Annotated in this window: 23 protein-coding genes and 1 pseudogene; 10 read left to right on the forward strand and 14 right to left on the reverse strand. The window is 41.5% G+C overall.

The window, feature by feature from the left end; genetic code table 11:
* A pseudogene (locus ADS77_RS16320) lies at nucleotides 1-227 on the forward strand (elongation factor Tu); the annotation flags it as partial.
* Between the two features lie 235 nt (nucleotides 228-462).
* Here the strand turns inward: ADS77_RS16320 and ADS77_RS16325 are convergent.
* The 6 genes from ADS77_RS16325 to ADS77_RS16350 form a co-directional block, all read right to left on the reverse strand.
* Nucleotides 463-1,392 (reverse strand): alpha/beta fold hydrolase, encoded by a 930-nt coding sequence (locus tag ADS77_RS16325; protein WP_054206056.1) that lies wholly within the window; start codon nucleotides 1,390-1,392, stop codon nucleotides 463-465.
* 120 nt (nucleotides 1,393-1,512) lie between these two features.
* The gene (locus ADS77_RS16330) at nucleotides 1,513-2,418 is read right to left on the reverse strand and encodes a hypothetical protein (RefSeq protein WP_054206057.1); all 906 of its coding nucleotides are present in this window, start codon (nucleotides 2,416-2,418) and stop codon (nucleotides 1,513-1,515) included.
* Nucleotides 2,419-2,585: 167 nt separating this feature from the next.
* Nucleotides 2,586-3,782 carry a dipeptidase gene (locus tag ADS77_RS16335; RefSeq protein WP_054455438.1) on the reverse strand — a complete coding sequence of 399 codons (1,197 nt, stop codon included), beginning with the start codon at nucleotides 3,780-3,782 and terminating at the stop codon, nucleotides 2,586-2,588.
* A 59-nt stretch (nucleotides 3,783-3,841) separates the two neighbouring features.
* Complete coding sequence (locus tag ADS77_RS16340) at nucleotides 3,842-4,087, reverse strand: YheU family protein (protein ID WP_054206058.1); 246 nt, start codon at nucleotides 4,085-4,087, stop codon at nucleotides 3,842-3,844.
* Nucleotides 4,084-5,064 (reverse strand): hydrolase, encoded by a 981-nt coding sequence (locus ADS77_RS16345; protein ID WP_054455378.1) that lies wholly within the window; start codon nucleotides 5,062-5,064, stop codon nucleotides 4,084-4,086. The genes ADS77_RS16340 and ADS77_RS16345 overlap by 4 nt, the downstream gene beginning before the upstream one ends.
* Nucleotides 5,065-5,610: 546 nt before the next feature.
* The gene (locus ADS77_RS16350; protein ID WP_054206060.1) at nucleotides 5,611-6,318 is read right to left on the reverse strand and encodes a pirin family protein; all 708 of its coding nucleotides are present in this window, start codon (nucleotides 6,316-6,318) and stop codon (nucleotides 5,611-5,613) included.
* A gap of 117 nt (nucleotides 6,319-6,435) precedes the next feature.
* On the opposite strand from ADS77_RS16350, the gene ADS77_RS16355 reads away from it, so the two are divergent.
* Nucleotides 6,436-7,338 (forward strand): LysR family transcriptional regulator, encoded by a 903-nt coding sequence (locus ADS77_RS16355; RefSeq protein WP_235575802.1) that lies wholly within the window; start codon nucleotides 6,436-6,438, stop codon nucleotides 7,336-7,338.
* 164 nt (nucleotides 7,339-7,502) lie between these two features.
* Here ADS77_RS16355 and ADS77_RS16360 read toward each other — a convergent pair whose 3' ends face one another.
* From ADS77_RS16360 to ADS77_RS16370, 3 genes are all read right to left on the reverse strand, one after another.
* Nucleotides 7,503-8,324 (reverse strand): alpha/beta hydrolase, encoded by an 822-nt coding sequence (locus ADS77_RS16360; RefSeq protein ID WP_054455380.1) that lies wholly within the window; start codon nucleotides 8,322-8,324, stop codon nucleotides 7,503-7,505.
* A 355-nt stretch (nucleotides 8,325-8,679) separates the two neighbouring features.
* Nucleotides 8,680-9,102, reverse strand: a complete 423-nt coding sequence (locus ADS77_RS16365; RefSeq protein ID WP_054455382.1) for a TIGR02444 family protein — start codon at nucleotides 9,100-9,102, stop codon at nucleotides 8,680-8,682.
* Nucleotides 9,086-11,011 carry an ATP-binding cassette domain-containing protein gene (locus ADS77_RS16370; RefSeq protein ID WP_054455384.1) on the reverse strand — a complete coding sequence of 642 codons (1,926 nt, stop codon included), beginning with the start codon at nucleotides 11,009-11,011 and terminating at the stop codon, nucleotides 9,086-9,088. The genes ADS77_RS16365 and ADS77_RS16370 overlap by 17 nt, the downstream gene beginning before the upstream one ends.
* 131 nt (nucleotides 11,012-11,142) lie before the next feature.
* On the opposite strand from ADS77_RS16370, the gene ADS77_RS16375 reads away from it, so the two are divergent.
* Nucleotides 11,143-11,346: a YheV family putative zinc ribbon protein gene (locus ADS77_RS16375; RefSeq protein WP_054206064.1), complete on the forward strand. Its 204-nt coding sequence runs from the start codon at nucleotides 11,143-11,145 to the stop codon at nucleotides 11,344-11,346.
* 14 nt (nucleotides 11,347-11,360) lie between these two features.
* Here ADS77_RS16375 and ADS77_RS16380 read toward each other — a convergent pair whose 3' ends face one another.
* Nucleotides 11,361-11,576 carry a SlyX family protein gene (locus tag ADS77_RS16380; RefSeq protein ID WP_054206065.1) on the reverse strand — a complete coding sequence of 72 codons (216 nt, stop codon included), beginning with the start codon at nucleotides 11,574-11,576 and terminating at the stop codon, nucleotides 11,361-11,363.
* Entirely contained in the window at nucleotides 11,563-12,561 is a 999-nt protein-coding gene (locus ADS77_RS16385; protein WP_054206066.1) for a WD40 repeat domain-containing protein, read from the reverse strand. Before ADS77_RS16385 ends, ADS77_RS16380 begins: the two co-directional genes overlap by 14 nt.
* Nucleotides 12,562-12,764: 203 nt before the next feature.
* Here ADS77_RS16385 and fkpA point away from each other — a divergent pair, with 203 nt between their 5' ends.
* Complete coding sequence (gene fkpA / locus ADS77_RS16390; protein ID WP_054206067.1) at nucleotides 12,765-13,517, forward strand: FKBP-type peptidyl-prolyl cis-trans isomerase; 753 nt, start codon at nucleotides 12,765-12,767, stop codon at nucleotides 13,515-13,517.
* A gap of 302 nt (nucleotides 13,518-13,819) precedes the next feature.
* On the opposite strand, the gene ADS77_RS16395 is transcribed toward fkpA, so the two are convergent.
* Nucleotides 13,820-14,290, reverse strand: coding sequence for an Rsd/AlgQ family anti-sigma factor (locus ADS77_RS16395; RefSeq protein WP_054206068.1), 471 nt, complete (start codon nucleotides 14,288-14,290; stop codon nucleotides 13,820-13,822).
* 502 nt (nucleotides 14,291-14,792) lie between these two features.
* On the opposite strand from ADS77_RS16395, the gene hemE reads away from it, so the two are divergent.
* Entirely contained in the window at nucleotides 14,793-15,857 is a 1,065-nt protein-coding gene (gene hemE, locus ADS77_RS16400; RefSeq protein WP_054206069.1) for a uroporphyrinogen decarboxylase, read from the forward strand.
* A gap of 79 nt (nucleotides 15,858-15,936) precedes the next feature.
* Here hemE and sthA read toward each other — a convergent pair whose 3' ends face one another.
* Together sthA and ADS77_RS16410 are read right to left on the reverse strand one after the other, a co-directional pair.
* Nucleotides 15,937-17,364 carry a Si-specific NAD(P)(+) transhydrogenase gene (sthA, locus tag ADS77_RS16405; protein WP_054206070.1) on the reverse strand — a complete coding sequence of 476 codons (1,428 nt, stop codon included), beginning with the start codon at nucleotides 17,362-17,364 and terminating at the stop codon, nucleotides 15,937-15,939.
* A 13-nt stretch (nucleotides 17,365-17,377) separates the two neighbouring features.
* The gene (locus tag ADS77_RS16410) at nucleotides 17,378-18,511 is read right to left on the reverse strand and encodes an acyl-CoA desaturase (protein ID WP_054455385.1); all 1,134 of its coding nucleotides are present in this window, start codon (nucleotides 18,509-18,511) and stop codon (nucleotides 17,378-17,380) included.
* A gap of 126 nt (nucleotides 18,512-18,637) precedes the next feature.
* Between ADS77_RS16410 and fabR the strand changes: the two genes are divergently transcribed.
* From fabR to leuD, 5 genes are all read left to right on the forward strand, one after another.
* On the forward strand, nucleotides 18,638-19,273 hold the full coding sequence (gene fabR, locus ADS77_RS16415) for an HTH-type transcriptional repressor FabR (RefSeq protein ID WP_054455387.1): 636 nt from the start codon (nucleotides 18,638-18,640) through the stop codon (nucleotides 19,271-19,273).
* 397 nt (nucleotides 19,274-19,670) lie between these two features.
* Nucleotides 19,671-21,224 (forward strand): 2-isopropylmalate synthase, encoded by a 1,554-nt coding sequence (gene leuA, locus ADS77_RS16420; protein WP_054206073.1) that lies wholly within the window; start codon nucleotides 19,671-19,673, stop codon nucleotides 21,222-21,224.
* A complete protein-coding gene (gene leuB / locus ADS77_RS16425) occupies nucleotides 21,221-22,297 on the forward strand; it encodes a 3-isopropylmalate dehydrogenase (protein WP_054206074.1) in 1,077 nt (358 codons plus the stop codon). The genes leuA and leuB overlap by 4 nt, the downstream gene beginning before the upstream one ends.
* A gap of 60 nt (nucleotides 22,298-22,357) precedes the next feature.
* Nucleotides 22,358-23,758, forward strand: a complete 1,401-nt coding sequence (leuC, locus tag ADS77_RS16430; protein ID WP_054206075.1) for a 3-isopropylmalate dehydratase large subunit — start codon at nucleotides 22,358-22,360, stop codon at nucleotides 23,756-23,758.
* Nucleotides 23,758-24,357: a 3-isopropylmalate dehydratase small subunit gene (leuD, locus tag ADS77_RS16435; protein ID WP_054455389.1), complete on the forward strand. Its 600-nt coding sequence runs from the start codon at nucleotides 23,758-23,760 to the stop codon at nucleotides 24,355-24,357. The genes leuC and leuD overlap by 1 nt, the downstream gene beginning before the upstream one ends.
* Nucleotides 24,358-24,395 lie beyond the last annotated feature (38 nt).

A 24,395-nucleotide genomic window follows, 5' to 3' on the forward strand; every position in this document is an offset into this window, starting at 1 on the left:
ATACTCCATTCTTCAAAGGTTACCGTCCACAGTTCTACTTCCGTACAACTGACGTAACTGGTGACGTACAGTTACCAGATGGCGTAGAAATGGTAATGCCTGGTGATAACATCAAGATGACTGTAACTCTAATCTCGCCAATCGCGATGGATGAAGGTCTTCGTTTTGCTATCCGTGAAGGTGGCCGTACTGTAGGTGCTGGTGTTGTAGCAACTATCGTAGAGTAATAATTAACGTTTAAGTTAATTGTTAGAAAAAGGTCACTTCGGTGGCCTTTTTTAATGGCTGCGATTTGAGCTGTAAGCTCTAAGTCGTCAGCCGTCAGTGAAAGACAAGCTTCTCTTGACACCTAAGTTAAAATGAGCAAAATTTTGCAGCTGATAGCTGATAGCTGATAGCTGATAGCTGATAGCTGATAGCTGATAGCTGATAGCTGATAGCTGATAGCTGATAGCTGATAGCTTATGGCTTGTTTTTTAACTTTTTCTGGGTGCGTTTTTTCTCTGCTTTTTTAACGTGTTTACTGATCCACTTGGTCATTTTTGCCATTAATGCAGGTGGGAAATTATGACCCATGCCTGTGACTATTTTTAGTTTCGCTTTACGTATTTGCATCGCGGTTAATTTACCCGCGGCAACGGGCATAACTGGGTCTACATTGCCGTGAATGACTAAAGTAGGTGCTTTTATTTTCGGCATTAAATGTTGCCTGCAATCACTTGCGGCAATGGCTGCTAATTGGCGATTGAAACCCCGAGGGTTATACGCACGATCTACCCCTGAAATGGCTTGTTTGCGTAATACTTGCTCATCTTGGGGATAAGCGGGACTGCCGATTCGTTGATTAAGTTTAATATTATACTGAATGGCGCTATTGCGGTTAGGGGACCTAGGGCGATGTTTTACTAGTTGTAGAAATAATTTTAGCCCAGATAATGATAGTTTCAGTTTGCCAGAGCTAGACATGATTGAGGTTAGGCTCAGGACCTTTTTTTTATATTTTGCGGCAATAATTTGTGCAATCATGCCCCCCATAGATGCGCCAACTAGATGGGCTTTTTTTATGTTCAGTGCATCCATTAACTCAATCACATCAGTTGCCATATCATCAAGAGTATACATATTGCTGGATGTCAGTGGCAGACGTTTACTTAACCAAATTTTTAGTAAGCTCGGATCGCCATACTGTTCTAATTGGCTCGAAAGGCCAGTATCGCGATTATCAAACCTGATCACTCTAAAGCCACTATTAACCAAGCCAAAATAGAGTTCTTCAGGCCACACGATGAGCTGCGCCCCTAAGCCCATAATAAGTATAATCGCGGGGGCTGATTTATCTCCTTGGTCTTGGTAGCTAATAGTAATACCACTTTTAATTTTAATCGTGCGCATATTACGTTATGTTGATAGCTTATTTATGGGCTTATATAGACAAGTATAGGCAAAGCTCAGTGATCCTTGATAAATACAAGTATGAATTTTTTATATCTAACAGCCCAAGCCTTTAAATAATTAGCCCTCAGTGTGTTTTCGCATTTCTTCTAGTAAGCTCTCATTGCCCATCATATCGTTTAATACTGACTTCACAGTACTATCAGATGTATTTTGATAGAGTGATAGGATGTGTTGGGCAATCTGTTTACTATATTCATTTTGCGAATCTTGGGCTTGGTAATACTGTGCCAGCAGCCCCTGACCAGCTAAGCGGCGTATATAGTCATTAGAGTCTTGTTTTAATAACGAGGTAAAACGCTCTGCGAGGCGATAGTCAAGTACAGGTGATTGAGTGGTCACTTCTATCGCTTGAATTTTAAACTTATCATCAGTACTATTTTCAGCCAAATCTAAAATGTTATCGACTACTTCAAAATCATATTCAGGCATTTTTGATTTATTCAAAATATACATATTCATTTGTAGTTGGCTTAATGCTGCCAGCCTATCAATATCGGCAAGATTAGGGTTAAGAATTTGTTCCCGTAATTGCGCAGTAACCTTTTTGGCATATTCAGGCTCTGATTTGATACGCAGCTCATAATCTTGTGGCAAGTCTGCATAAAAACCGTATAACGGGTTTTCTTCACGCATTTTTTCTACTTCTTCTTGCTCTTTCTCTACTAACACGGCTAATACTAACTCTTTAAATTCATCCGTATTTTGTACTTTGTTAGCTGTAGGGTTTTGTAAATTCAAGTTTGCTACTTGTCGCTGTAAAGCGCTTATCTTGTTGTGAAGTTCTGTAATAGAAGGCGGACTATCGTGGCTATTTTTTGGTAAGTCTTTTACTGATTGTTGTAAAATTTCGGTATCAAGCTGGTGAGCAACAAGGGGGGCAGATTTGAAAAATGCACCATAGCATGAGATTGCAACAGCAATTGAAGCAAGGGCAATAGCAAAAGATCCTTTACTAATTGGCATGTAGGAGACTCCATATTAAAAAGCAATAATCTACCGCTTTTGGGTATTAAAGTCTGTTAAAAGATGTAGAGAAAAAGCCCAGAAAGAGAGTTGCAAATAGTTTTAAATAGATGATTAGCGTAAAGGTACGCCCATAAACTATGGGCGTACCTTTATTAAATTAACGCTTAATGTTTTGCTGCATAGGCTTCGGCTTGTTGCCAAACTCGTAGCGTGTTGCCACTAAGTATTTTTTTAATATCAGTATCGCTGTAACCTCTATTCATTAAACCTTGCACAAGGTTTGGATAGGTTGATACATCCTTTAAACCAATAGGTAATGAGTCACCCACACCGTCATAATCAGAGCCAATACCAACATAATCGATACCAATTAGCTCAACAACGTGATCAATATGATCAAGTACTTGCTCTAAGCTTGCAAATGGGAATGGGTTTTTAGCACGATAAGCGGCATCAAAATCTTTGCTTAATTTAGTGCCTTGTTTTTTCGCTGAATCTTTGGTGTTATTGAGTTTATCGTACCAATTACGTGAGCTTGAAGTGACAAAACTTGAGCCAAAGTTGATTTGAATAACACCACCATTCTTTTTAAGCGCTAATAGCATTTTATCATCCATATTACGCTCAAAACCTGGTGTATATTTACGCAATGATGAATGTGAAGCAATAACCGGTGTTTTAGATAATGCCATTACTTGATAAAACGCATCATCTGAAATGTGTGATACATCGATTAGCATGCCAATGTTATTCATCTCTTTTACTAGCTCTTTACCAAATGGGCTTAAGCCTTTCCATTTACGGCGAATATCATACGACGAGTCAGAAATATGATTGCTTTGTGAATGAGCTAGCGTTATATAGCGCACGCCGCGGTCAAAAAAGTGTTGTAGGTTTTTTAGCTCACCTTCAATCGGAGAGCCATTTTCCATGCCCATCGCCAGCGATATTTTACCTTGCTTAAAGTGTTCTTTAATATCTGTGGTCGAATCTGCAATTGCAAATCTATCAGGTGCACGCTGTGCAATTGCTTCCATACCATCAATTAACTGGTTTGCCAGTTGGTAGCTTTTACCTTTGCCTTCAAACTCTAAATGAGCAGGAATATATATCGACATAAAAGGGGCATTTAAACCGCCTTTAACTGCACGTGGGTAATCAAAATCACCGCCGTCAGTCGCTTGTGTTACATCGGCCCAATTTCGGTGTATACGATACGGTACGTCAATATGGGTATCGATCAATATTGTATCTTTAGCGAGTTTAATTGCCTTGTCGGATGCGGTAATACTTGTAGCTTGTAGGGTATGGCAGGACAAAGCAAGTGAAACGGCAATAACTACTGAGCTTAGTTTTATCATTTTTAATGGCTCTTTGAGTGAAAAAGCCATTGTCTATTTTTGTAACTCGGGTTACAAGTTTACTCGCTAAATTGCACTTCACTTTGAAGGGCTTTAAATTCGCTTTTAGAAATAATGGTCACCGACTCATGTAACTCTGAAAAGAACACCATGGCTTCGCCATTGTGTAGCTGTTTTTTTACCTGACTAACTTTTGCCTCAATACTGTATTCAACATCACCGTAATCGGTGCCTTCGCGCAGCACATAGCTCTCGATTAAATTGTATAGGGTGTCTTTATCTAACTGCTCATGGGGGATGATCATAACGGCTCTTTTTTAACGATCTGGGTAAAGTAGTGTGGCACGACCTGTTCTAACCAATAAATGGGCCTGAATGGGTTTTTACCACTTATAAAGCCAACATGGCCGCCTTTTTCTGAGATGCGCAGCGTAACATGCTCACTCACATCTTGCCTACTGGGCACGGCTTTTATTGACAACATTGGGTCGTCTTTGGCGTGTACAAGTAAGGTAGGCGTTGTTATATGTTTTAAAAAAGGCATGGCGCTAGCTTGCTGGTAGTAATCTTCAGCACCCACAAAGCCGTGTAATGGTGCGGTAAGCTTATCGTCAAATTGCCATAAATCGTTAATACCCATAAGTTGTTCAGGCGTTAAGTTAATTTGTTGCTTGATTTGAGGGAGCTTTCGCTTCATTGATTTTTTCATGCGATCAAGTAAGTACTTTTGATAAATTTTAGCCAAGCTTTTACGAATTACTTGGCATGAAGGCGATAAATCATAAGGGGCCGAAATAACCGCCGCTCCATCGAGTAAGCATTGCTCACCTTGTTCACCTAAATATTTAGCCAGTACATTGCCACCGAGCGAAAAACCCACAGCAACCATTAAACGCTGAGGAAACTGTTGTTTAAGTTGTTTGATAAAAAAGTCGAGATCACCTGTTTCACCACTGTGATAAGCACGTGGCAAACGGTTAACTTGCGTAGAGCAGTTACGAAAATGCATTAAGACAACACTAAAACCCTGCTTTTTTAGTGCTTTCATCATGCCTTTAGCATAAAAGCTATTGATATTGCCTTCGAGGCCGTGCAGCACAATAGCAAGTGGTGCGTTATCGTCTTTAGGAAGTGACCAAGCAAGTTCTAAAAAATCACCGTCGGGAGTATCAAGCTGCTCTAATTGGTAGCGCGTGGTATGAAATGGGCGAAAAAACCGCGGCATAATTGTTTGCACATGGCGGTTGGTCATCCACCAAGCAGGCTTGAATTCTGTAGACATAATTTAAAACTGTTTAGCTAATTGAATCGCTAGTGTAACAAATTTTTAGCAATAAAAAGCCCCTAATCAAATAACTTGATAGGGGCTTTGTGCGTCGTGCTTAATGCTGTTCTGGAATATCTGCATCGTGTATTTTTTTCATAAAGAAATACACAAAGAAAAGGCATAAGCTAATAACTATTCCTAAAAAACCAAATGATAAAAATAGTACTGGGTCGCTAAAAAAATCTCTAAAGAATACGTCCATAACCTGCCTCCTGATGTCTATGGGTTAATCATAGGCCGACTTAGCGGGGGGGGATATGATCCAGATCAAGCTATTTTCCTGATTATAAAAACAGCGGTAAATAAGTTGATATGGATCATGTTTTGAAGGCTGTTAACGCATTAAAAAAGTAGCTAAGGGCCTTTACACCGCTGGTTTTTAAAATAACAAAAAGTTAGATCAATCTAAGTGTGCTTATAAAAATTGTCGGGATAAATCCGCGACCTACATTAACTTTTAAGCTCAGGTATTCATCGTGTGGGTCGTCATTTATGTTTAACTTAGTCTGTAAGCTTTTTAACAACCAGCATGTGTAAATCTGTTTTAGCTAAGAAGAGAATACCTTGGCTTGAGATTAAGTCACCCTCGTTTAGGGATGTAGTTTCTGCATCCGTACCGATTGTTAAGTTATCAGCAACAGCAGCGCCTGAAATAATATAAGTAAAGTTTTCTTGTGCGATTTGCATTGATTCACTTGCTTGTAAATGCACTATTTCCATAACCGTATGACTGTTAAAAGTAGTATGTTGGTTGTTATCACCGCCATAAATACGGGTGACGCCTGATTTGCTGGGGGTGTATGCTTTGTAGTCGGCTGGTTGGCCGTTTTGCTCCGGTAAGGCCCATACCTGTAGCATGCGGTTTTGCTTGTTGTCAGGGTTGATTTCGTTGTGGTTAAAGCCTTCACCACCGGCTCTTTGTACTTGCACATCACCTGCTATTAAATCTTTACCGTGTTCCATCGATCCTTCATGGCTCACTCTGCCTTCAATAATAATTGAAATAACATCGATTTCACTATGTGGGTGCATACCAGAGCTGCCTAATGGATTGTATCGAGCATCAGCAAGGTACACCATGTTACCAAAGCCTTCGAAAGTTTCTGGTTTTTTACGCGCTCCAAAAACCCTGCTATCGGTCACTAAGCGATGCTCTGTAATGCCTGCAAAGCCGCCTAACTTTAATGAATCTCTAGATAATACTTTCATACTTAATACCTTACTGGTGCGTTGAGTTGATGGAATCATTTTAGAGAGATATGATTGTTTGATAAATACGTAGAAATGCAAATTTCTTTTTCAAATTCAACAATAATAGGTGTTTAATTGTCTGACATTGATTTAAACGACATGATGCTATTTATAGCTGTAATCGATGCTGGTAGCTTCACGTTAGCCGCCGAGCGAGTCAATATTCCTAAAGCCAACTTGAGCCGTAAAATAGCAAGGCTAGAAAGTAATTTAGGGGTTACCTTATTAGAGCGTACAACACGCACACAGCACATTACCGAAGTGGGTATGCGTTATTTAGAACATTGCCGACGTATTCAGCAGGAGCTTGAGCTTGCTAAAGTGTCAGTGGCAAAATCACTTGATACAGTCAGTGGTAAGTTAAAAGTGGGGGCATCTGTAGGAATAGGGCATGAAGTACTAAAAGAGAGCTTAGCGCAGTTTATGCGGCTGTATCCTAACGTAAATTTACAGCTGGAATTAATAAACCGTCGCGTAGATTTAATTGAAGAAGGGTTTGATCTCGTGATCAGAATCGGGGATTTAGATGACTCCCGCTTGGTTGCAAAGCGTTTGGGTAAAATCAGTCGTAAACTATATTCAAGCCCGCAGTATTTACAATCGCAGGGTGATATTAAGTCAGTACAGCAGTTAAGTGAATGTGATTTACTATTGATGAGCAGCGCGCAAAAGAGTACTAAGTTGACGTTGTCTGCTGGTAAGCAGCATTATGAATGTAAATTAGAGCCTAAAGCTATCGTTGATGATTTCACATTATTAAAGCAACTCGTTATTGATGGTTTAGGTGTGGCTGTACTTCCTGATTATATGTGTCAAGAAGCGTTAATAAAGTCTGAGTTGGTTTCAGTACTCCCTAATTGGGGGATGGAGACTGTTGATATATTTGCCCTCTACCCAAAGCATCGTTTAGATATCCCTAAAGTACGCGCATTTTTAGAGTTTATTCAAACATTATTTGCGCAAAGGTTAAGTGTATAAATTAATTAAGGCGGCACGTCGCTAAATCAAAAATTAATGCAGAGACATTTACTTGCCATTGAGCTGTGACGATACGGGCACTACAACAACCACTGCTCACTCGGATTTTGGTAAGCGCTCTGCTTGCTAATTTAGCCTAAGTTAAAGTATTTCTTATGATACTTTTACTGCTCCATATAAAACTGCTTAAATGCATCGTAAACAGCAAGGTGTAAAGTCTCGTTATAATCAAGTTGTTCAAAGTAGGTGAAGTTAACTTGCGAAGACGTAGGAAGCTCTTTTTTTAATTTGTTGTAAACTTGTTTGGCACCTTCTTCCATAACCTTACCTTCTTTACCTACTGCCACATAAACAGCTTTGGGTGAATGAGTAGGGCTTACGGGGTTATTTAATAATTTTGCGTCGTTAAACCACATGCTTGGACTGATAATTATATAGCGCGAAAAAAGTTGAGGGTGCTTTAGTAGTATTTCAGTCGCGAGTAGCCCGCCTAAAGATTGGCCAATTAACGTGTTTTCTTGGTTGCTACGATAGGTTTTATTCACTAATGGCTGTAATTCTTTTCCTATGAATTGAATAAATTTTGCAGAGCCACCATGAGTTGGTAGATCGCGTATGTCTAAAGGGTGTGTGCTTGGTGGAGTGTAATCATGCTTTCTATCAATATTGGCTATGCCTACAACAATACTTTTTGGCAACATTTTTAGCGAAGAAAATGAGCCAAATTGAACCAAACCAGCAATATGTATAAAGTCTTCTTCTTTTGAGCCATCTAACAAGTAAATGACAGGGTAAGTTTGTTCGCCATTATGTTTATAGCCTTCTGGTAGATAAACATTTATCTCTCTTTTTTGGCCTAAAATGGAAGATTGAAATGATAGTGTGTCACCAAGTATAAAAGGAGTTTTACTGATCTCGTTGCAAAAAGCATTAAAGTTGATGATAAGTGCTAGCAGTATGAAGGGAATTGTTTTTTTATACTTCATAAGTAATCCTTTTAGTTTTTAATATACGGTTTTTAAGCTGTTCAATATACACACTAAAAACATTCATCGTACAGTTAATTAACTCATGAGAGAGTGATAAAAAAATCATAGAACGTTTTATACCAATCTGGATAGATATGGGGTCTATTTAATTCGTTAAATTGTTCAAATATTTATGCAGATTGGTATTAATTACCGTTTTGGGTTTTAGGCTGCAAAAGGCAAAGCCTACCGCAATTGAGAGTAGTCATGAGCTGGGTCGTGTTTAGCCTGTTGCTTATCAATTTTTAAAGTTTCCTGAATACAACCAAGCAAGGTGATGATTCTACTTGGCTGTGGAATTAACGTTTAAAGCTCAAGTGTTTGCCAAATACATCTCAATATTATGCGGCGCTGCCTGTTTTGCTAAATCCATGCAATTAACCGCATCAATCAATATTTGCTGCTGTTGTTTTTCAAGCTTTAGTTCGGCGCTGAGTAGTTCTTTGCGAATACAAGCGTAGCCGCTGATGGTGGCTTGATTCGCTTTTAGGTGGGCGCGGGCGGTGCGTAGCGGGCACATTACGTTTTGATCAAAATCGCTAATGGTGGCCACTAAAATATCGAGTTGGTTGCTATTAATTTTTAATCCTAGCGAATCTAAATAATGCAGCAATAAACACAGGTTGACGTTTTTACCTTGCTGGTTTTGTAGTGCCAGCAAGGTTTTTTGGTTGTCGCATTGCTCATAAAAAGCGCAGGAGAATTGCCAAAAATTATCGCTATTGAGCAAATTCATCGGCAAACGCTTGTTCTTTTTCTTCCATTTCTTCGAGCGCCATTAATAGCGCTTCTTCAACGTCGTTTAACTTAGGTGTAAGGGTGGCTTGTTTAGCTAGTAGCTCTTTTAGCTTTGCCTTATTGTCATCGCTGTAAAGTTCGTTATCGCCGAGTGCTTCTTCAACTTCAGCTAGCTCTGCGGTGTATTTGTCGAGTTGCTTTTCGAGCTTTTCGATTTGCTTTTTAAGTGGCTGCGTGGCTTTTCTAAACTCCGCTTCTAAGCGCTTTTGCTCTTTACGGTTAACACCTGAGTTGGCTTTTGGCTCATCGTCAGGTTGTGTTGCTTTAGCTGCTTCTTTATTGGCATTGAGTAACCATTGGTAATAGTCATCGAGTTCGTAACCAAATTGCGTTACTTCGCCGTTATCTACTAGGTAAAACTCGTCAGCGGTATTTTTAAGCATATGACGGTCATGCGATACCGTCACCATAGCGCCTTCAAATCCTTGCAATGCCATGACCAATGCATGACGCATTTCTAAATCAAGGTGGTTGGTTGGCTCATCCAGTAATAATAGATTAGGTTTTTGATACACCAACATAGCGAGTACTAAACGGGCTTTTTCGCCACCAGAAAACGGTGCTACAGGCTCAAGCGCTTTATCACCAATAAAAGCAAAACCGCCTAAAAAGTCGCGCAGTGATTGCTCGGTGGCTTTAGGGTTTAAGCGCTGTAAATGGGTAATTGCGCTGGCTTTTAAATCTAACGATTCCAACTGATGCTGGGCAAAGTAGCCAATATTTAAACCCTGATGCTGAAACACTTCACCTGCTTGTGGCTGCAAATCGCCAGAGAGTAATTTGATCAGTGTAGATTTACCCGCGCCATTACGGCCAAGTAGAGCAATGCGACTGCCCGGCACTAAGTTAAGCTTAATACTATTTAAAATGGTGACATCGCCATAACCTGCTTGGGCTTTATCAAGCGTCATTAATGGGTTTGGTAGCGCGGTTGGTTCAGCAAACTCAAAATCAAAAGGCGAGTCAGCATGTGCTGGGGCGAGCTTTTCCATACGCTCAAGGGCTTTAACACGGCTCTGCGCTTGCTTGGCTTTACTGGCCTTTGCTTTAAAGCGGGTAATAAATTGTTCAAGGTGAGCTATTTGATCTTGTTGCTTTTCGAACATTGCTTGCTGTTGTAATAGGCGTTCAGCTTTTTGACGCTCAAACTGCGAGTAGTTGCCTTTGTATACATTGATTTTTTGTTTGTCGATATGCCAAATCTGATCAACGACAGCATCTAAAAATTCGCGGTCATGAGATATCAATACCAGCGTGCCGGTATACGCGCGTAAAAAGCGCTCCAGCCAATACACTGCATCTAAATCTAAGTGGTTTGTTGGTTCATCTAGTAGTAATAAGTCGGCATCACGAATAAGCGCCTGTGCAAGGTTTAAGCGCATACGCCAACCACCAGAGAAGTCACTAACAGGGTTTTCAATCTGGTTATTGGCAAAGCCTAAGCCATGCAGTAGTTCGCCTGCTTTGGCTTCGATGCTATAGCCTTTAATATGTTCAAGTTGGATATGAACTTTGGCTTGGGTATCACCATCATCATTTTGTTCTGCTTCACGCAGGGCAATGCGCAAGGTGTAATACTCCGGGTGGCCTTGTAATACATAGTCAATTGCGCTGATATCAAGCGCAGGTGTTTCTTGTTTTACTGATGCGATAGACCAATCTTTTGGAATACTACAATTACCGGCGTCCAGCTGCAGCTCAGATTTTAATAAACTAAATAGCGTTGATTTACCGCAACCATTTGCGCCAACTAGGCCAACTTTATGTTCTGGAAATAACGTCGCTGATGCGTCTTTGAGCAGTGCTTTACCGCCACGTAATAGTTCTATTTCTGAAATTTGGATCATGAATACGTTACTTTACTGTGCCCTGATTGAATTGCCTACATCATAGCACGGATCGACTTATGGTTATCAATCGTATCACCTTGGTAGATATTAGGATAAAATGATGACAGTTAAAACTGTGGGGAAGTGCTGTGAAACAGAAAAAACGATTTATTGCTGGTGCAACATGTCCTGAATGTAAAACCATGGATATGATGATGCTTTATAAAGAGCATGATGTAGAAAAAGTTGAGTGTGTGCAGTGTGGTCACAAGATGACTCAGCCAGAGCAGGCAGTTCAGGCATCAACACGCCAATTTGAACAAGTTATTGGCGTGTTTAAGCCAGGTGATTGATCACCTCTGCGCTTTTAATAGTGCGGTGGTGGTGGCTCTGGGGTATCAGACATCATCATTGACGATGATTGTGATTCTTTGATTTTTTCAGCCAGTAGCTCTGTTTGGCGTTTCATTTTTGCCAATAGCTGCTGGTGAACTTTTATTTCATCATTTAAAATTTCAATCGTTTCATCTTGAAAGGCGACTTTAGCCTCAAGTTCCATTAAGCGATGTTCAATTGTGTTCATTTTGTTCTCGTATAGTAAAACGCTCAGCGATTCCGCTTGAACTCTCGGTTAACAACGCTGTGCCGTTGTCAGTAAAAGCAACATCCAAAACCACCGCCGACTTAGGCTTGCTGCCTTCGCGTGGGGTTACATGCCAACTCTGAATTTTTTCACCGTCTGATAATTGCCATAAATCAACCAAGCGATTTGGCGAGCCTGTTACCAGCAGTGTGCCTTGTTCATTAAAGCGAGCTGTAGTGAAAATTTTCTGTCGAGCAATATACGCCAGTTTACTAACAAGATCACCTGTTGTCAGCTGCCATACACGTGCTTGTGCCATACTGTCGGCGGTAAATGCATAGCGCCCTTGCGGGTCGAGTGTGACATGGGTAACACGGTTGGGGTGATTAAAACGATGAATAACTTGCCCGGTACGGGTATCCCAAAAATAGGCAACGTAATCATTCGAGCCACTCAACGCAAAACGGCCATTAGGAGCAAGATCAACCACATTAATTTTTTCTTGGTGACCAAGGAACTCAATGCGCCTGCCGGTCTCTAAGTTGAGGTAAACAACAACATTGTCGCTGCGGCCATATAAAACACTGCGCCCTTGGTTGCTGATAGCAATATCGCGAATGGTGGCCGTTTTGATTTTGTAATAACCGGTATTGGCGCCAGTGGCGATATCCCACACTGCGAAGGTGGTTTTTTCTGCGGTAACAGCGTGGCTATTATCGTATGAAATAGCCACTGTATGCACTAGGCTATCTTGGTCTTGCTGTTGAAACCACTGGTATTTGAGTACCTGCTGTTGATTATCCCATAGGGCGACCCCATGGTGTATAGATGAAATCAGGCTATATGTACCATCGTGAGAAATGGCAGAGGCAAACGCACCTTTAGCGGCATGCTCGTAGCTGGCCGTTGCTTGGTTTTTTTGCTCTGAGCAAGCGATTAATAAAATACAACTCAGAAGATACAAAAAAGTACGAAATATCGACATATTACAGGTATTTCCCCTTAACTCTTAGTGATTGAGAGGTTAGACTAGGTACGTTAAAAGCCTAGGCAGTTTATCTAATCACCAATATGATGACAGGTGGTCTGCGTATGGTAATTAGATAAGCAGCCTATCATGTAGGCCGTTAATCTTTAACTAGTAATAATACAATAAATGACATCTGCAAAGTTTGTCGGAGATTTAAAATGAAAAAGACGATTAAATTGTCATTGATTGCAGCGTCAGTTTTAGCGCTTACTGCTTGTAATCAAGAAGCAAAACAAGAACAAGCACCAGTAACGCTTGATACAGAAGCACAACAACAAGCATACGGTATTGGTGCGTCAGTTGGTAACTTTTTAAATAAAGATCTTGCTGATAAAACTGAGTTAGGCATTGAGCTTGATCAAGCACTATTAATTCGCGGCTTTAAAGACGCGCTTGCTGGTGAAGCAAAAATTGACGAAGAAAAAATTCGTGAAGTATTAACTGCGCTAGATACATCTGTGCGCACTAAGCAAGAAGCACATGCAAAAGTAGAAGCTGAAAAAAGCCAAGCGGCAGGCATTAAATTCTTAGCTGACAATGCGGCGAAAGCTGGTGTGACAGTTACTGAGTCTGGTTTACAGTACGAAGTACTAACAGCCGGCGAAGGCGAAAAGCCAGTTGCAACAGATGTTGTTAAAGTGCATTACAAAGGTACTTTATTAGACGGAACTGAGTTTGATAGTTCTTATTCACGTAATGAACCAACTACGTTCCCTCTAAATCGCGTAATTCCAGGTTGGACTGAAGGTTTGCAACTTATGCCTGTAGGCGCTAAGTACAAATTTACTATCCCAGCAGACCTTGCATATGGCGATCGTGACCTAGGTAAAATCCCAGCTAACTCAACACTTGTTTTTGAAGTAGAACTACTTGAAATTCAAGATGAAGAGCAAGCTGCCGCTGCTGAGTAATTTTTAGCACGCAATACTTAGCACGCAATAAAAAAGGGACCAATTGGTTCCTTTTTTATTTTCTCCCCATAATTAGGCGATAACGCAGTATAAATGGCAAACATGGGCTGCCCAAAGGGTTCTTCCTAGGGGCGATTAACTCTTTGTTGCCTACATGGAGGTAGGTAAGGAGCGTGAGCAGGACGCGGAAGCTTTGCTCGATTTTTACTTAGCCTGCTAGGTTACAAACCTCGCGCCGCGATTAAATTGCCCTTAGATTGAACAAGTTTCAATCCACAAAGGTCAACACGCCCTGGGGGATGTTAATCAGTATGATTAGAATACAAGTTGTCGATTAGTTCATCTTCTAACTCAAAGCGTAGCTCTAACGCTTCGCCTAATTTTGACAAGTCTTTATCAAAATCATTTAGTAGATCATTTTTATTCACTTCAGCATATTTATCGTTAAAGTCTAGCGCCGTATCTGTTGTTTCTGAAATACGCGGGTAAAGTTCACTCGCTAGCTGTTGGCTTTTTGGGCCTTTTTGTTCACATGCTTTGGCGATGTTATCGTAAATTTCAAAATGACCAGCAGACAAGTAGTCCATCAGAATTTGGCAAAAGCTTTGAATTTGTAATTGATCTGGCAAAGCCTGATCTTTTTTATCGTAAGGTGAAAAGCCAGCAATTCGACAATACAGAACCAGTAGCTCTTGGCGTTCAGCTAGCCATTTATCGATAACAGTGTGACTACCACCCCATTTTTTTTGAGCTTTCTCTAAACGCGTCAGCATTATCATTCTCCTTAGCTGGGTTGGTTTTCTTTATTCTTTACATAACAATGAAATATGAAGCAAAAATCAACACATTTTTTATTTATTCAGTAACTGAATCTAAACAGAATTGTATATAAGCAGTTTTTCATACTAGATTGCAAGCTATTTGGCTTATTTCAGGCAAGAAAAAACCACCATAAATGGTGGTTTAATTCTTTTTTCCATGACTTGTTTAAACAAGCTTTCTTTTTATTATGGGAAGATTTTTATTATTGTTTTTATGTAATTTTTATTGTTGTTATTGTTAACGCGGAACAAGTTATACCAAGCTTTTATTGATGTTGCAAACTTATTAATAAAAATAATTAAATGTTATTGTTTGTTGCGTGTTTTTTGCGCGCCGAATAAAAGTGTTGATCTGTATCTATCTGAGTGCGTTTTACTATCATTGCGATAGAGAGCCGCTCAATATGGTGATACAATCTGCGCAATATCTACAAGCTTTAGGATCCTTAACGCTATGAGCGAATTAAAAAACGACCGTTATTTACGTGCACTACAAAAGCAACCAGTTGATGTAACTCCGGTATGGATGATGCGCCAAGCAGGGCGTTATTTACCAGAATACCGCGCTACACGTGCACAAGCGGGCGATTTTATGAGCCTGTGTAGAAATGCAGAACTTGCTTGCGAAGTAACGTTACAGCCACTGCGTCGTTATCCGTTAGATGCGGCTATATTATTCAGCGATATCTTAACGATCCCTGATGCTATGGGTCTAGGTTTGTACTTTGAAACTGGCGAAGGTCCTAAATTTGAACGCCCAATTTCATCATTAGCAGACGTTAAAAAAATTCCAAAGCTAGACCCGACCGACGAGCTAGGCTACGTAATGAATGCCGTTAGCACTATTCGTCGTGAATTAAAGGGTGAAGTTCCACTTATTGGTTTCTCTGGCTCGCCATGGACACTTGCAACTTACATGGTTGAAGGCGGTAGCAGTAAAGTATTTGGTAAAATTAAAAAAATGGCGTTTGCTGAGCCACAAACATTGCACTTATTGCTTGATAAGCTTGCTGATTCTGTAATTGATTACCTAAACGCGCAAGTTAAAGCGGGTGCACAATCATTAATGGTATTTGATTCATGGGGTGGTGTATTAAGCCCGCGTGATTACAACGAGTTCTCATTGCAATATATGCACAAAATTGTTGATGGTTTAATTCGTGAATACGATGGCCGTAAAGTGCCTGTAACGCTGTTTACTAAAAACGGTGGTCAATGGATTGAAGCAATCGCTGCAACAGGCTGTGACGCTATCGGCCTTGATTGGACGATTAATATTAGTGATGCAAAGCGTCGTGTTGGCGATAAAGTGGCACTACAGGGCAACATGGACCCATCTATGCTGCATGGTACACCAGAGCGTATCCGCCAAGAAGTGGGCACCATATTAGAAGATTTTGGTACAGGTAATGGCCACGTATTTAACTTAGGCCACGGTATTACACCGGATGTAGATCCTGAGAACGCAGGTGTATTTATTAATGCAGTACATGAGCTAAGTGCTCAATATCATAAGTAATAGCAAACGTAACAGCAGCTGTTATTGATAATCAAAAAAGCCCGCTTAGTAATAAGCGGGCTTTTTGTTGCTTAGCTGTTTACTTAAACAAGCGATTTAAGCCATTTAATGCCGCAACACGGTAGGCTTCAGCCATCGTTGGGTAATTAAACGTGGTATTTACGAAGTAGTCGATGGTGTTGCCACCATTTTTTTGTTCCATAATTGCTTGGCCAATGTGAACAATCTCAGAGGCACGCTCACCAAAGCAATGCACACCGAGTACTTCTTTCGTTTCGGTATGGAATAAAATCTTTAAACTACCCACTTCAGTACCCGCAATTTGCGCCCGTGCCAAATGTTTGAATTGCGCACGGCCTACTTCATACGGAATTTTAGCTGCGGTTAGCTCTTGCTCTGTTTTACCTACAGAGCTCATTTCAGGAATGGTATAAATACCCGCTGGAATATCAATAATCAGTTTTTCATCACAGTTACCACAGGCAATTGCATCAGCAGCAATGCGGCCTTGATCAAACGCAGCACTGGCAAGGCTTGGGTAACCAATAACATCGCCAACTGCATAAATATTGTCAATGTCAGTTTGATAGGTCTCGTTTACTTTTAATTGACCGCGGCTATCAGCTTTTAAGCCAACCGCTTCGAGGTTTAATGTATCAGTGTTACCAGTACGACCATTGGCAAATAAAATACAGTCAGCTTTAACACGCTTACCTGATTTTAAATGCATGATCACGCAATCATCACGGGTTTCAATACGATCAAATTCTTCGTTATGGCGAATAACAATACCACTGTTCCAAAAGTGGTAGCTTAGTGCATCTGAAATTTCAGCATCCATAAAAGCAAGCAAGCGATCACGGGTATTTACTAAATCAACCTTTGCGCCGAGGCCTTTAAAAATAGAGGCATACTCACAGCCGATCACACCGGCGCCATAAATAAGAACACGATGAGGGTCATGCTCAAGCCCTAAAATCGTATCACTTTCGTAAATACGAGAATGGGTAAAGTCGACTTCTGGTGGGCGATAAGGGCGTGAACCGGTCGCAATAACAATTGTTTTGGCTGTTAGTCGCTCAGTGGAACCATCAAGGCGTTTAATCTCAATGGTGTGCTTGTCAACAAAGCTCGCATCACCTTGAAACATATGAATACGGTTACGATCGTAAAAGCTACTGCGTAAATTAGACTGCTTAGAAATAACCGAACTGGCATGGCGCAAAATATCGGGGAATGTTAAACGAGTAGGGCGCTCTCCTACATTAAATAACGGGTTTGCTTTGTACTCAATATAGCGGCTCACAGAGTGGCGCAGGGCTTTTGATGGAATGGTCCCCCAATGCACACAACCGCCACCAACGGCTTCTTGGCGTTCAATAACGGCCACTTTTTTGTTACTTTTAGACAGGTTCATGGCGGTACCTTCACCGCCAGGACCTGTGCCTATAATGATCGCATCATATTGAAATGATGGTTGTTCTTGCTTTACTTGTTGTTTGGCCACAGCCACTCCTACATTAACTAAAAGAGGCTTTTAATAACCTCGCATTCAGTGCTAGCCAAGCCTGCTTTTGGGTTTCCCAAGCGGCTTCAAGCTCATGGTATTGTGTAATTAAAGCTGATTTTTCGCATTGTTGCAGCATGTTATTCTTTTTAACTTCTAATACCTGTTTTTTCAGGGCACAAAAGTGTTGTAGCTTTTTCAGCAATAAATCATATTCTTGCTGCAATAATGTAAGCTTATCTTGCGCTAAAGGCAATTTTGCCAAGCGATTTTGAGTTTTATTCATTAATGTTTCGGCTTTTGCTTTCTCAATACGCTCAATTGGTGTCCGTTTTAGCTTTTTAGCCAAGCCAATAGCTGCAAATGAGCGGATCATCCATTTTGTTGGATCATAATGAAACCATCTAATACCGTTGCGGTAATCGCTCGCAAAAATATGATGGAAGTTATGGTAGCCTTCACCATACGTAAATAATGCTAAAAAGCCATTATCACGTGCGGTGTTTTTTTCAGTATAAGGGCGAGAGCCCCAAATGTGCGCGACCGAGTTGATAAAAAAAGTAAAATGTTGGCTTAACACCAAGCGTAGCAAGCCAGCCAAGAGCAGCATACCTATTACATCGCCAACCAATAAACCCAGCGCTAGCGGAATACCAATATTAGTGGCTAATACGAGTTTTAAATAATGACGGTGTTGCCACATTACAATTTTGTTGCGCTGCAAGTCTCGACAGTTACTGTAATCACCATAACTATCGCCTTGGTAATCGCGCAGCATCCAACCAATGTGGCTATACCAAAAACCGTTGGTTGCAGCGTAAGGATCTTTAACTGGGTCATCAACTTGACCATGATGTACACGATGGTCGCTACTCCAGTGCAGGGCACTATTTTGTAATGCAAATGCACCACCGATAGCAAAAATCATCTCAACAGCAGGGTGAGCATCGTAGGTTTTATGTGCCCAAAGGCGGTGATAGCCCGCGGTGATCGACATCCCGGCGTAAAACATACACGCCACAAATGCGATCCAGTGCGCACTGGTAAATCCATAGCTTATACCATACCAAGGAACAAGCGTTGCGGCAGCCAAAAAAGTAAGGCTAAAGAACAGGACGTTAGTCCAAATAATCGGTGGTTTATTCATCTTTATAAATCTGAGCGTACACTTGTAAGCTAAAATAATATTTCATTCTCTCGCCGTCAAGTATTAGACTGGGGAATTGAGATAAAAATCACCATAATTTGATTTAAAATAAATCAGGAGTAGTGTATGTCGGGTGTTCGTGCGCAACAGAAGCAAAAAACACGACAAGCTTTAATTGAGGCGGCATTTAACCAATTAAGTGCCGAACATAGCTTTTCGAATTTAAGTTTACGCGAAGTTGCCCGCGAAGCTGGTATAGCCCCCACCTCATTTTATCGCCATTTTAAAGATATGAATGAACTTGGCTTAACCATGGTTGACGAAGCCGGTTTAACATTGCGCCAACTTATGCGTCAAGCACGCCGACGTATTGCCAGCGGCAATAATAGTATTATCAGCACCTCAGTCATTACCTTTATGGAGTTTATCGACAACTCCAGTAACCAGTTTAGACTACTATTGCGAGAACGCTCAGGAACATCCAAAGCATTTAGGGCCGCAGTTGCTCGTGAAATTAAACATTTTATTCTAGAGCTTGCGCATTATCTTGAAAGCGAAACCCCCTGCGATGCAACTCAAGCTTATATTCAAGCAGAGGCCATGGTAACACTGGTATTTAATGCCGGCGCTGAAGCACTAGACATAGACGCACAGCAGCGCGAAGAGCTTGTAGAGCGAGTCATCTGGCAGTTACGCTATATTACCCGAGGCGCGAGTAACTATGTGCGCGAAACTCATAAAGCGATTGAACCAACAATCTAGTTTTTGTGAGAAAAAACCCGAAGAGCTAATATAAGCACCAACCTTGAGGGTCGGTAAGTAATTTAAACACTATTATCGACTAATTTTTATTTATTTATGTTTTAATGTCATTTTTTAGCATAAATAAACCTTTTAATGTCGTTTTTAATTCCTTTTAAAGAAAAAATTATGCTTGCATGCACCTCTGTGGAGTGTTAAAAATACAGCTAATTAAACACACATTTAGTAAAAGTAGATGCAAAATACACACTTAATTACACTAAAACTAAACCTCTTACTGCTAACGTATGTGAGCGGGGATTAGTGTATTTGCATTGAATAATACATTAAAAAAACCCCGCATCAAGCGGGGTTTTTTTATCTCGCAACGTGGGTCGTTGAACACTGAGGGCAGATTATGCAAGATCAAGATAAAGTATGGATTTTCGACACCACCTTACGCGATGGTGAGCAGGCGCTTAAGGCAAGTCTTACTGAAGAAGACAAAATTCAACTGGCGCACACCATTAGCCGCTTAAATGTAGATGTAATGGAAGTGGGTTTTCCGGTTTCAAGCCCTGCGGACTTTCGTTCAGTGCAACGCATTGCAACAGAAGTAAAAGGCCCGATTATTTGTGGTTTAGCCCGCTCTGTTGCCAAAGACATTGAAGCCTGTGGCGAAGCACTTCGCACAGCACAACAAAGTCGCATTCATACTTTTATTGCTACCAGCCCTTTGCATTTAGAGCACAAATTACGCATGAGTTTAGATGATGCGACGGCTATGGCGGTTAAATCAATCAAGCTTGCCCGTAATTATACGGATGATGTGGAATTTTCCTGTGAAGACGCAGGCCGTACACCGCATTGGGATTTATGCCGCATTGTAGAGCAAGCAATTAATGCTGGTGCATCAACCATCAACTTGCCTGATACCGTAGGGTATGTAACGCCAGATGAATATGCTGCCATGATCCGCCACTTGTTAAATAACGTGCCTAATATTGATAAAGCCCGTTTAAGTGTGCACTGTCATAATGACCTAGGTTTAGCGGTTGCTAACTCAATTGCCGCAGTGCAAGCCGGTGCGCGCCAAATCGAATGTACGATTAATGGCATTGGTGAACGTGCGGGTAACTGCTCGCTTGAAGAAGTGGCGATGATTATGCAGATGCGTAAAGATCACCTAAAAGTGCATACAGATATTCGCAGTGAAGAAATTTACCGCGCATCACGTCAGGTGGCAAAAATTTGTAATATGCCAGTACAGCCTAATAAAGCGATTGTGGGCGAAAATGCTTTTGCGCATAGCTCTGGCATCCACCAAGACGGTGTATTAAAAGCGCAAAATACCTATGAGATTATGTCGCCAGAAAGCGTAGGTGTACCAAACAACCAATTAAATATGACTTCACGCTCAGGTCGCCACGTTATAGAGCATCGCTTAGAAGAGTTGGGTTATCAAAAAACCGATTACGACATGAACAGTCTATATGACAGCTTTGTGGCACTTGCCGATCAAAAAGGCACCGTGTACGACTATGATCTTGAAGCGATGATTTACTTTAATCAAATCAGCGATAAAGACGAAAAGTACCAATTGGAATTTGTTAACTCTACCTCTAACTCACAGTCAGTGGCGAGCTCAACTATTGGCATGACAATCGCAGGTGAATCTAAGCAAGAAGCAGCTACGGGTAATGGCCCTGTTGAGGCCTCATTTTTAGCGATTGAGCGCTTAACGGGCATGGCAGTGGAAATGATTGAATACAATTTAGAAGCAACCGGCGAAGGTGCAAGCTCACTAGGGCAAGTAAATATTATCGCAAAATACGATGGTCGCCCTTACCACGGCGCCGGTATAGCAGCGGATGTAGTTGAAGCGTCTGTACGCGCTATGATCCGCGTTTATAACTTAATTTATCGTGCACAAAAAGTGTCTGATTTAAAACAACAAAGGAAAGCAGGATGAGTCAAACGAATTATAGCATCGCAGTATTAGCTGGCGACGGTATCGGCCCAGAAGTGATGGCAGCAGCAGAGCAAGTGCTTGATGCCGTAAGCAGTAAGTTTGGCTTTACCTTAACTCGTCATCCTCATGCTATTGGCGGTGCTGCTATTGATGAATTTGGTAAAGCATTACCAGAGACAACGCTCGCTGCCTGCGAAAATGCAGACGCTATTTTATTTGGTTCAGTCGGTGGCCCTAAATGGGAGCATTTACCGGCGGATGAGCAGCCAGAGCGCGCATCGCTTTTACCACTGCGTAAACATTTTGGCTTGTTTTGTAATTTACGCCCCGCGCAGTTATTACCTGCGTTGAGTGCAGCGTCACCACTACGAGCCGATATTAGCGAGCAAGGTTTTGATATTTTATGTGTGCGTGAGCTCACAGGGGGTATTTATTTTGGCGAAAAAGGCCGCAGTGGCGAAGGCGAAAATGAAGCCGCATTTGATACGCAAACCTATTCACGCAAAGAAATTGAACGAATTGCGCGTTTTGCGTTTGAAGCAGCAAAATTGCGTAACAATCATGTCACGTCGGTAGATAAAGCCAACGTACTTGCATCAAGCGTGTTATGGCGTGAAGTTGTCACCGAAGTCAGTAAAGACTATCCAGAAGTGAACCTTGATTACATTTACGTTGATAATGCTGCTATGCAGTTAGTTAAGCAGCCAAGTCAGTTTGACGTATTGCTATGCGACAATTTATTTGGTGATATTTTGTCAGACGAATGCGCAATGATCACCGGCTCTATGGGCTTATTACCGTCAGCAAGTTTAAATCAGTCTGGTTTTGGTATGTATGAACCGGCTGGTGGCTCAGCACCAGATATTGCAGGTAAAGGGATTGCTAATCCAATAGCGCAAATTTTAAGTGCCGCTTTAATGCTACGTTACTCGCTAGGCCAAGATGAAGCTGCGCGCAGTATTGAAAAAGCAGTTGCCGAAGCTGTAGAAGCCGGTGTAGGCACACCCGATATCTACCCGAACGCAGGTTATACAACGCAAGACGTTGCCGCTGCGATTGTGGCTCGAATTTAAATTAATTATGCTCGTGGCAACCGTCACGTCGCGAGCTAAACCGAATTAGGGAATGAGCAAGTGGCCCAAACGTTATACGATAAAATCTGGCAAGCACATGTTGTTGCTAGTATTAATGAGCAAACCGACTTACTTTATATTGACCGCCATTTAGTGCACGAAGTCACGTCGCCGCAAGCATTTGCAGGCCTACGTGAAAAAAACCGTAAAGTACGTTGCCCTGAAAAAACCATCGCGACGATGGATCATAATGTATCGACCAAAAGTCGCTCATTAGATGCCGCAAGCGAAGTATCAAAAAATCAATTAATGGCGCTCGATGCCAACTGTAAAGAATTTGGCATTACGCTTTATGATTTAAACTCAATTAACCAAGGCATAGTACATGTCATGGGGCCTGAGCAAGGGATCACTTTACCAGGCACAACCATAGTCTGTGGCGATAGCCATACTTCAACGCACGGTGCATTTGGTGCTCTTGCTCACGGCATTGGTACTTCTGAGGTTGAGCACGTCTTAGCAACGCAAACCTTGCAACAGAAAAAAGCCAAATCGCTGAAAATCCAAATTAACGGCGTGTTGCGCCCAACTGTGACGGCAAAAGACTTGATCATGGCGGTTATTGGTAAATTAGGCACAGCCGGTGGTACGGGTTATGTAGCAGAGTTTTGTGGCGAAGGCATTGAAGCACTGTCAATGGAAGCGCGTATGACGTTGTGTAATATGAGCATTGAAATGGGTGCTAAAGCGGGTTTAATCGCGTCAGACCAAATTACATATGATTACTTAAAAGGTCGCCCATTTGCACCAAAAGAAGCTGAGTTTGATGCAGCCGTTGCGTACTGGGAAACCTTAAAAACAGATGAAGGCGCACAGTTTGATTTAGACGTTGAGCTAGAGGCAAGTACTATTCAGCCGCAAATTACCTGGGGCACCAGCCCAGAGCAAGTAATTGGTGTTGATGAGTGCATTCCTGATCCAGATAAAGAACCAGATTTAATTAAAGCCGATGCTATCCGCAGTGCCCTTAAATACATGGATTTAAAAGCAGGTGATAAATTGTCATCAGCCTCGGTAGACACTGTATTTATTGGTTCATGTACCAATAGCCGCATTGAAGATTTACGCGCCGCAGCACACATTGTTGAAGGTAAGCAAGTTGCAGCCGGTGTTGAAGCGTTAATTGTACCTGGCTCTGGCCTTGTTAAAAAGCAAGCTGAAGATGAAGGCCTAGCTGATATTTTTAAAGCAGCGGGTTTTGAGTGGCGCGAGCCAGGTTGTTCAATGTGTTTAGCGATGAACGATGACCGTTTAGGTGCAGGAAAACGCTGTGCATCTACGTCTAACCGTAACTTTGAAGGTCGCCAAGGCCGTGGTGGGCGTACGCACTTAGTGAGTCCTGCAATGGCCGCAGCGGCAGCCATTCATGGTCGCTTTGTTGATATTAGAGGAGAAGCCTAATGAGCATTTTTTTTAGTGGCTTAATGGCCCCACTTGATAAAAACAACGTCGATACTGACCAAATCATTCCAAAGCAGTTTTTAACGTCAACCAGTCGTGATGGCTTTGATGCTGCCTTGTTTTATGATTGGCGTTATTTAGATAATGACGAGCCAAACCCTGAGTTTATTTTAAATCGTGCGTGTTACCAAGGCGCACAAATATTACTAACTCGCGATAACTTTGGCTGTGGTTCATCACGCGAACACGCGCCATGGGCACTTAAGCAATATGGTTTTGAAGTGATTTTGGCGGAAAGCTTTGCCGATATATTCTTTAATAATTGCGGCAATAACCAAATGCTCGCCATTGCATTGCCAGCGCAAACATTGGAAGACTTATTTGTACTGAGTGAAAAGCACGACGATATTCATATCGACATCGATCTTGAAAATCAAACGCTTACCAGTAACAAGTTTGCACCAATTAGCTTTGATATTCGCAAAGACGTAAAAGAACGCTTATTAAGTGGCTTAGATTTTATCGGCGTGACCGAAACCCTAAACCCACAAATCGACGCCTTTGAAGCTAAGCTTAACGCCGAGCGCCCTTGGCAGTAGTGGTTTAAAAGTTATTAAACAATGAACGCGGCGAAAGT

It is taken from the genome of Pseudoalteromonas porphyrae (genome assembly GCF_001298125.1).
Taxonomy (GTDB): domain Bacteria; phylum Pseudomonadota; class Gammaproteobacteria; order Enterobacterales; family Alteromonadaceae; genus Pseudoalteromonas; species Pseudoalteromonas neustonica.